Source organism: Lacisediminihabitans sp., from assembly GCF_036569425.1.
Classification (GTDB): Bacteria; Actinomycetota; Actinomycetes; order Actinomycetales; family Microbacteriaceae; genus Lacisediminihabitans.
Genome location: NZ_DATCQQ010000006.1, coordinates 1 through 8,364, shown reverse-complemented (window position 1 = coordinate 8,364; position 8,364 = coordinate 1). Strand labels below are relative to the sequence as shown.

Below are 8,364 nucleotides of genomic sequence, written 5' to 3'. Positions count from 1 at the left end.
CTCCTGGGCAAGACGAATTGCGTCTTCAATGCGCACTACACCGACCTGCTCGCCGTTGGGGCCAACAAGTCGGACCTCCGGCACGCGGATTCGGTCATTGGTACGGGGATCGCTGATGCGTAACTCCTTAGTCAGTTCTGTCGGCCAGAGCTGTTCGACGGGATGTCGGACTCACGACGAAGGAGGAAATTTGCGCCCCGGCGCCCGATTCGTTCGGTCACCAGGCACAGCACCCTGGACTCTCCGCATGCTTTCGCCCGGGTCTTTCGATCCGAATTCCAACCACACAGAGGGGGTACCAACAACCCGGTAACCTTGAAGAAGCGGTCAAGCGCGGGTGGGAGAATCTCCACTTTCGTTCCGAGGCCGTAGAGGCCGCGGAGCCAGCGTTCAGCATAACAGAGGAATTCCCCATGAGCGATACCCAGCACAGCCACACTTTCACCGAGAACGACGCGGCGCGCGACATCGCCGACGTGCCGGCGATCGAGGTCATCAACACTGTGGCGGTGCACCTGCTCAGCGCCGCGGCCGTGAAGTGCGGTCTCGCCGACGATCCGGAGACCCAGCTCGACCTCGACGAGGCACGCAAGCTGATCAACGCCCTCGCCGGCCTCGTCACCGCAAGCGCCCCCGACCTCGGCGACCAGCACGCCCGGGCCCTTCGGGACGGCCTTCGCTCCGTTCAGCTCGCGTTCCGCGAGGCATCCGCCATTCCGGATGCGCCCGGGCTCGGCGCCGGGGAGAAGTGGACCGGCCCGGTCAACTAGCGGTACCTGCCGGCCCCGCCCCTACCGGTTCCCCTTCCGAAATCCATGCATTTCTCCGGGCACATCGCGTGTCGCGCACAAGTGAGCGGCGAGTCGCCCGGATTGCATGGATTTCGGAAAGTCGGGTCGAGTCAGTCTGCGGTGGCGAGCTGCAGGCGCAGGGAGTCGACCCGGCTGGCGATGATCTCGCCCTCGGACCAGCGCTGCTGCAGCCGCGCGAGCAGCGCGTCCAGGGTCTCGCGGTCGAGTCCCGGCCGGAGTCCGAGCCGCACCAGGAGCTCCGTGCCGGCGAGACGGGCGCCCGGGTCGCCGGCGTCGAGCAGGATCGAGGCGACCGAGTCCTCGGATTCCGCCGAGGCGAGGAACGCGGACAGCACCTCGGCGTCGAGATAGCTCGGCAGCCAGGGCTGCGACTGCGCGATCGCCCACAGGGCGGGCCGACGGATGGCGAACTCGGTGTCCGAGGCCGGGTCGAGTACGACGAGCCCGGTTCCCTCACTCGCCGCGGCCACGGCCACTCGCACCGCGTCGGCCGGCACCGGGCGGGCGACCGGGTTCCAGCGCCTCATCGTCTCGACCGAACTAAACACCGGGAGCACGTCTCGACCGTCTGGGCCAGCCACCGTCACGATCGCGAGCTCGGCGCTCTTGTCGACGATGAGGCCGTGCTCGCCGACACCGGCCTCGGCGAGACGGGAGACCAGCGGGATGAGCAGCCGAGAGGCACGGAACGCCTCGATCACCTCAACCTCGCCGACCTGCCCGGCGCGGAAACGGCCGATCGCGTCGACGAGCAACTCCGGGGCCGACCCGTCATCGCTGGTGAAGGCGTTGTGATCGAAGTGCCGGCCCTCCCACGGGGTGCCGGCCGAGTCTGCGGGGCGCGGGTCAGCGGTCATCAGCGACCGGCGACATCCAGCGCCTCGACGAGCGTGAATTTCTTGGCGTAGAGGGCCTTGCCGACGATGGCTCCCTCGATGCCGTGCGGCACAAGCGCGCGCAGGGCCACGAGGTCGTCGAGACTCGATATCCCCCCCGATGCGACCACCGGCTTCTCGGTGCGCTCCGCGACCGTCCGGAGCAACTCGAGATTGGGTCCCTGGAGCGTACCGTCCTTGGTGACGTCCGTGACGACGTAGCGCGCGCAGCCCGCGGCCTCGAGGCGGTCGAGCACCTCGAAGAGGTCCCCGCCATCCTTCGTCCAGCCGCGTGCGGCCAGAGTGGTCCCGCGCACGTCCAGTCCGACAGCGATCGCGTCGCCGAACGTGCCGATGACCTCTGCCGCCCACTCTGGGTTCTCGAGTGCCGCGGTTCCGAGGTTGATGCGCCGGGCTCCGGTCGCGAGAGCGGCCTCGAGGCTCGCATCGTCGCGGATGCCGCCGGAGAGTTCGATCTGCACGCCGCTGCGCACGTTATCGATCACGTCGCGGATCACGTCGCGGTTGTCGCCTCGACCGAATGCGGCGTCGAGGTCGACGAGGTGGATCCACTCCGCCCCCTGGGACACCCAGTCGACGGCGGCGTCGAGCGGGCTGCCATAGCCAGTCTCGCTGCCGGCCTCCCCCTGGGTGAGTCGGACGGCCTGGCCGTCGGCCACGTCGACGGCGGGGAGCAGGATGAGGCGCGGGGTTTCGGTCGGGTCGCTCATGGTGACTTTCTGGGTTTCGGTGGCACGACGGTCTCGCCGCGAATGGAGGTCAGTGGATGCGAAGGGAGGAGACCCAGTTGGAGAGCAGGCGGATGCCCGGCTCCCCCGATTTCTCCGGGTGGAACTGGGTGGCCGACAACGGGCCGTTCTCCACCGCTGCAAGGAAACGGGAGCCGTGTTTCGCCCAGGTTAGGCGCGGGCCGGGGAAGGGCGGCGAGGTCTCGAGCGTCCATTCCTGGGCGGCGTAGGAGTGCACGAAATAGAAGCGCTCGTCGGCGATGCCGTCAAAGAGCACCGAGTCGTCTGGCGCCTCAACCGTGTTCCAACCCATGTGCGGCAGGATCGGCGCGCGAAGTTCCGTGACGACGCCCGGCCATTCGCCGAGCCCCTCGGTCTCGACGCCCCGCTCGACGCCGCGCTCGAAGAGCACCTGCATCCCCACGCAGATCCCCAGCACCGGCAGACCGCCGGCGAGCCGGCGGTCGATCAGTTCGGCACCACGGACGGCGGTGAGAGCCTCCATCACCGCGGAGAACGCTCCGACGCCCGGAACCACGAGGCCGTCGGCGGCCATCACCCGGCTGCGGTCGGCGGTGAGTTCGACCCGGGCACCGGCAACCTCGAGCGCCTTGGCAGCCGAGTGGACGTTGCCGCTGCCGTAGTCGAGCACGACAACGGATGGCTGACTCACGATTAAAGGGCGCCCTTGGTCGACGGGATCCCGCTCACGCGCTCATCCGGCGCCACCGCCTGGCGCAGCGCCCGCGCGAAGGACTTGAATTCGGCCTCGGCGATGTGGTGCGGGTCCCGACCGCCGAGAACGGTGATGTGCACGGTGAGTCCGGCGTTGAAGGTGATCGCCTCGAAGACGTGCCGCACCATCGACCCGGTGAAGTGACCGCCGATGAGGTGGAATTCGAAGCCGGCCGGCTCACCGGTGTGTACGAGGAATGGGCGCCCGGAAACGTCGACGACCGCCTGCACCAGGGCCTCGTCGAGGGGGACGAGCGCGTCGCCGAAGCGCGCAATGCCCGCCTTGTCACCCAGGGCCTCCCGGATCGCCGAGCCGAGCACGATACCGATGTCCTCCACAGTGTGGTGAACGTCGATCTCCGTGTCGCCACTCGCCGTCACCTCGAGGTCGATGAGCGAGTGCTTCGAGAACGCGGTGAGCATGTGGTCGAAGAATGGCACGGTCGTGTGGATCTGCGAGACCCCGGTTCCGTCGAGGTTGATCGAGAGTTCGATGCTCGACTCGCTCGTCTCACGCCTGAGGTGAGCCACACGCTGGTTGGTCATGCACCAATCCTATCGATGGCGCCGATCGGCCCGAGTCCAGCCATCGCCTCGAGGAATGCGGTGGTCTCGGCCTCCGTGCCCGCCGTCACGCGCAGGTGGTGGGGAATCGACAGGTCGCGGATGATGATCTCGTGGTCGAGCAGCTCCTCGAACACCGCGTGCGGGTCCGCCACACCGCCGAAGAGCACGAAGTTCGACCAGCTCGGCCAGGCCGGGTAGCCGAGCTTCGGGAGTTCGACCAGGAGCCGGTCGCGCTGCGCCTTGATGTCGTCCACCATCGCCAGCATCTCGGAGCTGTGCGCGAGAGCCGCCACGGCGGCCGCCTGGGTAAGAGCCGAGAGGTGGTACGGGAGGCGGACGAGCCGCAGGGCGTCGGCAACGGCCGGGTCCGCGGCCAGGTATCCGAGTCTGGCGCCGGCGAACGCGAACGCCTTGCTCATCGTGCGGGAAACGATGAGCCGTTCGCGGCCCTCGAGCAGAGTGAGAGCGGTCGGCAACTCGGATGGCGCGAACTCCGCGTACGCCTCATCGACTACCACGATGCCGTCCGTCGCGTCGTACGCCGCCGCGATCGTCTCGAGGGACAGCGGGGTGCCGGTCGGGTTGTTCGGCGAGCAGAAAAAGACGAGGTCGGGCGTGGTCTGTTCGATCCACCGGACCGCGGTCTGCGGCGAGATCTCGAACCCCTCGTCCCGCTCCCCCGCTACCCAGCGCGTACCGGTGCCGGCCGCGATGATCGAGTGCATGGAGTAGGTGGGCGGGAATCCGAGCACGCTCCTTCCCGGTCCGCCGAACGCCTGGAGGATCTGTTGCAGCACCTCGTTGGAGCCGTTCGCAGCCCAGATGTTCTCGGCGGTCAGCCCGTGCCCGAGGTAGCCGGCGAGGCTCTGCCGCAGGGTCGTGAACTCCCGGTCCGGGTAGCGATTGACGCCGAGCACCGCCTCGGCAAGTGCCTTGACGATGTCGGTGGCCACCGCCTCGGGGATGGGATGCGTGTTCTCGTTGACGTTCAGCGCAATCCGCACCTTCTTCTGCGGAGCGCCGTACGGGGTGAGACCGCGAAGGTCTTCTCGAATGGGGAGATCGCTGAGTGAAGCCACCAGTCAATGCTAGGGGCGCTTCGGATCTGTGACGTGCGTGCTGCTGCTCCGGCTGGTGCAGCAGAGTGCCGCCTAGTGCGAGTACTGCGTCGGGATGGCGATCTTCTGCCCAGGCTGCAGGTTCGTGCTCTCGAGCCGGTTGAGGTGCACGATGTCGGCGACGACATCACGAAGGTCTGCCGACGGCGCGATGTGCTCCGCCACCTGCCAGAGCGACTGCCCGGGCTCGACTGTCACGTAGTCGAACGATGTGGAAGCGACCTGGCCGGTCGCGACGGCGCTACCGCCGTTGACGGCGAAGACCAGCGCGGCGATCACGAGTGGGATCGCGGCGAGCGAGGTGAGAACGACGCGGCCGCGACGGGTGAGGCGCAAGTGGGCCGCGGGAGCGGCGGAAGCGTGGTTGGCGCGTGCCGTCGGCCCGAATGCCATCGGGTTGACTGCAATCGGGCGGACTGCCATCGAGTTGATTGCGATCGTGCTCATCGTTCTGCCTTCCCTTGCTCTGTCGGTTGATCGGTCCAGCCCTAATCGGTTCAGCGCTGATCGGTCCAGCCCTAATCGGTTCAGTGCCGCTCGGTTCAGTGCCGCTCGGTTCAGTGCCGCTCGGCCCATCGCGGGGTTTTCGTATCCGGCACTCGGCCGGGAGTGCCGGATACGAAGCTTTGTTCCGAACATACCTTCGATTCTTACCATAATCAACCCCAATCTTCGAGACCATGGGAACGGAACCTGCGACACACTCGAACAAATGTTTGTCTATCGGTCAAATGGTGGATACAGTTTCGATTGTCTGGACTGAATCAACCAGACACCACCGACATTGGTGTTGGCGAGGCCACAGCCGGCCTCGCCGCAGACGACCTGGAGGACGACGTGAGCGAACCACGCGAGGCTGGCCCGCAGCAGGAGAAGCCGGGCACCCGGCGCCGCAAGAGCCTGAGCGACAAGCAGCTCGCGATCCTCGACTTCATCCAGCGCGCCGTGGCGACCCGTGGCTATCCGCCGAGCATGCGCGAGATCGGTGACGCGGTCGGGCTCTCGTCCCTCTCGAGCGTCACCCATCAACTCAACCAGCTCGAATTGAGCGGCTATCTCCGCCGAGACCCGAATCGTCCGCGGGCGCTCGAAGTGCTCATCGACCTCCAGCAGGAGGAGGGCGGGGTCGTCTCGGACAACCCGACGCCGATCGGGGACGCGGCCATGGTGCCCCTCGTCGGACGCATCGCCGCCGGAATCCCGATCACGGCCGAGCAGCAGATCGACGAGGTCTTTCCGCTGCCCCGCCAGCTCGTGGGCAAGGGCGAGTTGTTCATGCTCAAGGTGTCCGGCGACTCGATGATCGACGCGGCCATCTGCGACGGCGACTGGATCGTGGTGCGCCAGCAGAAGACGGCCGAGAATGGCGACATCGTCGCGGCGATGCTCGACGAGGAGGCCACCGTCAAGGTCTTCCAGCAGCGCGACGGTCACACCTGGCTGCTGCCCCGTAACTCCGCGTTCGCGCCGATCCTCGGCGACCACGCCGAGCTGCTCGGCAAGGTCGTGGCGGTACTGCGCTCTATCTGACGCCCTCGCTGGTCTCGGCGGTCGGGCGCGCGCCGCGGGGCAGCAGGTGCCAGGCGAGGCACACGAGCGCGACGAACACCCCACCCACCGACAGGGAGCGTGTCGCCGAACGGTACAGCACGGTGCGATCGAACGCGCCGGCCCCGGAGACGATGCCGCCGACCAGGATGCCCAGCGCAATGGCGGCGACGACGACAGCAACGACGACCCACGCCGTCACTCGCCAACGGCCAGAGACCCGGCTCGTCGGCAGCGCGTGCGGCGCTGTCGCGCGCACCCAGCGAGCGGCCCACCCGGCCACGATCGCGAGTCCCATCAGGCTGCTGGCGTATTGCGCCCAACGGTAGACCGTGAACGGCCCGAGGGGCTCTCGAAGCAGGGCGACGCGCAGGACGGCCCAGCCATCCGAATGGGTGAAGGAGTCCCAGAGCAGATGGGTCACGATGCCGACCAGGACGGACACCAGCACGACGAGCGCCACCCTCAGTCTGGCCGGCCAGTTCGACGGCAGGGCACGCGGCGACGGCATCCGGCGCCTCAGCCAGGCTGGCGCAAAGTCGAGCAGCGGAGCGCGCACGACGAGAAACCAGACAAGCAGGCAGGCGATCGCGAGCGGAACATCGAACGGGAGGATTCCCGCCAGCGAGTGGGTCTGTTCGCGATGCAGTCCTAGGGGAAGGAAGAACGACAGGTCGGGCACCATGCTGCCGATCACGAGCGCGGCCGAGGCCAGCGGCCGGCGCACGAACGGCAGCACCGCTGCGATGTGACTCGGGGTGAATGGCACCCGCCCACCCTATGGCCGGACGGCAACGACGTCACTACTCCGGCAACCGGGGCCAGCGCGCGCAACATGGGCCGATGCGTCGGCCCCGGTTGCACGCGCTGGCCCCGGCACGCGCTGGCCCCGCACGCGCTGGCCCCGGCACGCGCTGGCCCCGGCAAAAAGGGGCACGGTCGGCTAGTGCGCGTGCACCCGCTCGCGCACGGCCCGCGTCGCCGCGACCACGTTGGTGAGCGACGCGACGGTCTCGTCGTAGCCCCGGGTCTTGAGCCCGCAGTCCGGGTTGACCCAGACCTGGCGCTCCGGGATCGATCCGAGAGCGATCTCGATGAGTTCGGTGACCTCCTCGACCGAAGGCACCCGCGGCGAGTGGATGTCGTAGACGCCCGGCCCGATGCCGCGGGCGAACCCGCTGTGCTGGATGTCCGGAACGACCTCCATCTTGGAGCGGGCCGCCTCGATCGAGGTCACATCGGCGTCGAGCTTGTTGATCGCGTCGATCACGACGCCGAACTCCGAGTAGCAGAGGTGGGTGTGAATCTGCGTCTTCGGAGCCACCCCCGACGTCGCGAGCCGGAACGAACGCACCGACCAGTCGAGGTAGGCCGGCTGGTCGGCCTTCTTGAGGGGCAGCAGCTCACGCAGCGCGGGCTCGTCGACCTGGATGATGCCGATTCCGGCCGACTCGAGGTCTTCGATCTCGTCGCGGAGGGCGAGGGCCACCTGGTTCGCGGTCTCGCCGAGCGGCTGGTCGTCGCGCACGAAGCTCCAGGCGAGGATCGTGACCGGGCCGGTCAGCATCCCCTTGACCGGCTTGTCGGTGAGGCTCTGCGTGTAGGCCGACCATTCCACCGTGATCGGCGCCTCGCGGGCGACATCCCCCCACAGGATCGACGGGCGCGTACAGCGGCTGCCGTATGACTGCACCCAGCCGTTCTGGGTCACTGCGAAGCCGTCCAGGTGCTCGGCGAAGTACTGCACCATGTCGTTGCGCTCGGGCTCGCCGTGCACGATCACGTCGATGCCGATCTGCTCCTGGAGTTCGACGACGCTCTTGATCTCGGACTTGAGGAACTCGATGTACTCGTTCTCGCTGATCTCGCCGCGGGCGTTGGCCGCCCGGGCCTTGCGGATGCCGCCGGTCTGGGGGAATGACCCGATCGTCGTCGTCGGCAGGAACGGCAGGTGCAGCGC

10 protein-coding genes and 1 pseudogene are annotated in these 8,364 nt (G+C 67.8%); 2 read left to right on the top strand and 9 right to left on the bottom strand.

What is annotated here, in order from left to right; translation table 11 throughout:
* Positions 1 to 135 (bottom strand): annotated as a pseudogene (locus VIM54_RS00515) (translation initiation factor IF-3); the annotation flags it as partial.
* A 278-nt stretch (positions 136 to 413) separates the two neighbouring features.
* Between VIM54_RS00515 and VIM54_RS00510 the strand changes: the two are divergent.
* A complete protein-coding gene (locus VIM54_RS00510) occupies positions 414 to 770 on the top strand; it encodes a DUF1844 domain-containing protein (protein ID WP_331898223.1) in 357 nt (118 codons plus the stop codon).
* 131 nt (positions 771 to 901) lie between these two features.
* Here VIM54_RS00510 and VIM54_RS00505 read toward each other — a convergent pair whose 3' ends face one another.
* The 6 genes from VIM54_RS00505 to VIM54_RS00480 all read right to left on the bottom strand — a co-directional run bounded on the left by VIM54_RS00505 (position 902) and on the right by VIM54_RS00480 (position 5,303).
* Positions 902 to 1,669 carry an SseB family protein gene (locus tag VIM54_RS00505; RefSeq protein WP_331898221.1) on the bottom strand — a complete coding sequence of 256 codons (768 nt, stop codon included), beginning with the start codon at positions 1,667 to 1,669 and terminating at the stop codon, positions 902 to 904.
* Positions 1,669 to 2,418, bottom strand: a complete 750-nt coding sequence (gene priA, locus VIM54_RS00500; RefSeq protein WP_331898219.1) for a bifunctional 1-(5-phosphoribosyl)-5-((5-phosphoribosylamino)methylideneamino)imidazole-4-carboxamide isomerase/phosphoribosylanthranilate isomerase PriA — start codon at positions 2,416 to 2,418, stop codon at positions 1,669 to 1,671. Before priA ends, VIM54_RS00505 begins: the two co-directional genes overlap by 1 nt.
* Before the next feature lie 49 nt (positions 2,419 to 2,467).
* Entirely contained in the window at positions 2,468 to 3,109 is a 642-nt protein-coding gene (hisH, locus tag VIM54_RS00495; RefSeq protein ID WP_331898217.1) for an imidazole glycerol phosphate synthase subunit HisH, read from the bottom strand.
* A gap of 2 nt (positions 3,110 to 3,111) precedes the next feature.
* Positions 3,112 to 3,717: an imidazoleglycerol-phosphate dehydratase HisB gene (hisB, locus tag VIM54_RS00490; protein ID WP_331898215.1), complete on the bottom strand. Its 606-nt coding sequence runs from the start codon at positions 3,715 to 3,717 to the stop codon at positions 3,112 to 3,114.
* Positions 3,714 to 4,817 carry a histidinol-phosphate transaminase gene (locus tag VIM54_RS00485; protein WP_331898214.1) on the bottom strand — a complete coding sequence of 368 codons (1,104 nt, stop codon included), beginning with the start codon at positions 4,815 to 4,817 and terminating at the stop codon, positions 3,714 to 3,716. The genes hisB and VIM54_RS00485 overlap by 4 nt, the downstream gene beginning before the upstream one ends.
* A gap of 72 nt (positions 4,818 to 4,889) precedes the next feature.
* Complete coding sequence (locus VIM54_RS00480; protein WP_331898212.1) at positions 4,890 to 5,303, bottom strand: LysM peptidoglycan-binding domain-containing protein; 414 nt, start codon at positions 5,301 to 5,303, stop codon at positions 4,890 to 4,892.
* 390 nt (positions 5,304 to 5,693) lie between these two features.
* Between VIM54_RS00480 and lexA the strand changes: the two genes are divergently transcribed.
* A complete protein-coding gene (lexA, locus tag VIM54_RS00475; protein ID WP_147783130.1) occupies positions 5,694 to 6,386 on the top strand; it encodes a transcriptional repressor LexA in 693 nt (230 codons plus the stop codon).
* On the opposite strand, the gene VIM54_RS00470 is transcribed toward lexA, so the two are convergent.
* Both VIM54_RS00470 and metE read right to left on the bottom strand, forming a co-directional pair.
* Positions 6,379 to 7,173 carry a DUF4184 family protein gene (locus tag VIM54_RS00470; RefSeq protein ID WP_331898211.1) on the bottom strand — a complete coding sequence of 265 codons (795 nt, stop codon included), beginning with the start codon at positions 7,171 to 7,173 and terminating at the stop codon, positions 6,379 to 6,381. The genes lexA and VIM54_RS00470 overlap by 8 nt on opposite strands.
* 174 nt (positions 7,174 to 7,347) lie before the next feature.
* A partial coding sequence (gene metE / locus VIM54_RS00465; RefSeq protein WP_331898210.1) for a 5-methyltetrahydropteroyltriglutamate--homocysteine S-methyltransferase occupies positions 7,348 to 8,364 on the bottom strand: 1,017 nt, incomplete at its 5' end.